At 66.7% G+C, this 1,478-nt stretch carries 1 protein-coding gene; it reads left to right on the top strand.

The annotated features are described in order from the left end of the window. Positions 1-170 precede the first annotated feature (170 nt). Complete coding sequence (locus tag ABGB16_RS33665) at positions 171-1,445, top strand: IS256 family transposase (protein WP_347672091.1); 1,275 nt, start codon at positions 171-173, stop codon at positions 1,443-1,445. The last annotated feature ends 33 nt before the right edge of the window (positions 1,446-1,478 follow it).

The raw sequence follows: 1,478 nt of genomic DNA, 5'->3' as shown, positions 1-1,478 counted from the left end.
TGGTGGGGCAGTACGACACACCCGTCGGGGTTGATGGTGAGGTCGAGGCGCTGGCTGAGCGGGTCGCGGCGGATGGGCTGCGGCTGCCCCTGGCCGGGCCGGTGGTGGATGAGACGGCGGCGCGTGAGGCGGCCCGTAAGGCGGTCGCGGAGTTGCTGGACAAGCAGGCGATGGACGCGATGCTGGCTCAGGTCAAGGGTGACGGGCTGCGGTTGACCGGGCCGGGCGGGTTCCTGTCCGAGTTGGTCAAGGCGGTTCTGGAGCGGGGCCTGCAGGCGGAGTTGACCGAGCATCTGGGCTATGCCAAGCATGATGCGGCGGGTAACGGCAGCGGTAACTCCCGTAACGGGTCGACGGCGAAGACGGTGCAGACCGAGGTCGGTCCGGTCGAGGTGAGGGTGCCGCGGGATCGGGCGGGCACGTTCACCCCGATGCTGGTGCCCAAGAACGCCCGCCGCCTGGGTGGCCTGTCGGATGTGATCATCAGCTTGTACGCGGGTGGGATGACGGTGCGGGACATCTCCCATCACCTGCACCGCGTCTACGGCGCCGAGGTCGGCCCGGACACGATCTCCACCATCACCGACGAGGTCCTCGACGAGGTCAAGGCCTGGCAGCACCGGCCCCTGGACGAGGTGTACCCGATCGTCTACGTCGACTGCCTCATGGTGAAGGTGCGTGACGGCGGGCAGGTGCGTAACAAGGCCTGCTACCTCGTCGTCGGGGTCGGCGTGGACGGGGTCAAGCACGTGCTCGGCATCTGGGTGGCCGCCGCGGAGGGCGCGAAGTTCTGGATGCAGGTGTGCACCGAGCTGCGTAACCGTGGTGTGCGGGACGTTCTCATCGCCTGCTGCGACGGGCTGACCGGCCTACCCGAGGCGATCGAAGCCGTGTGGCCCCACACCACGGTCCAGACGTGTGTCGTGCACCTGATCCGCGCGGCGATGAAGTTCGTGTCCTACAAGGATCGTCGGACAATGGTCGCCGCGCTCAAGGAGATCTACACCGCCCCGACGGTGGAGGCCGCCGAGACCGCGTTGCTCGCCTTCGCCGACAGCCCACTCGGTAAGCGCTACCCCGCCGCGGTCGCTGTCTGGGAACGGGCCTGGGACAGGTTCACCCCGTTCCTCGCCTTCCCACCCGAGATCAGGAAGATCATCTACACCACCAACGCGATCGAGTCGTTCAACTACCAGATCCGAAAGGTCATCAAGAATCGCGGACACTTCCCGACCGACGACGCCGTGGTCAAGCTGATCTGGCTGGCCATCGCCGACATCGAGGACAAGCGAGCCCGCCAACGCGCCGCTGAGGCCGGCAAGCCCGCCAACACCCGCACCGCACCGCCCCGCCTCGTCGAAGGCGCCGGCGTACACGGCTGGAAGCAGGCCCTGAACTCACTGGAAATCTTCTTCCCGGGCCGCATCCCCGTCGATGTCCGATAGTTAGACAGGATAGGACGTTACACAGAAAATCGG

Origin of the sequence: Micromonospora sp. B11E3 (genome assembly GCF_039871625.1) — a bacterium.
Classification (GTDB): domain Bacteria; phylum Actinomycetota; class Actinomycetes; order Mycobacteriales; family Micromonosporaceae; genus Micromonospora.
The sequence above is the reverse complement of the archived record's forward strand: the minus strand, read 5'-3'. Positions and strand labels throughout refer to the sequence as shown.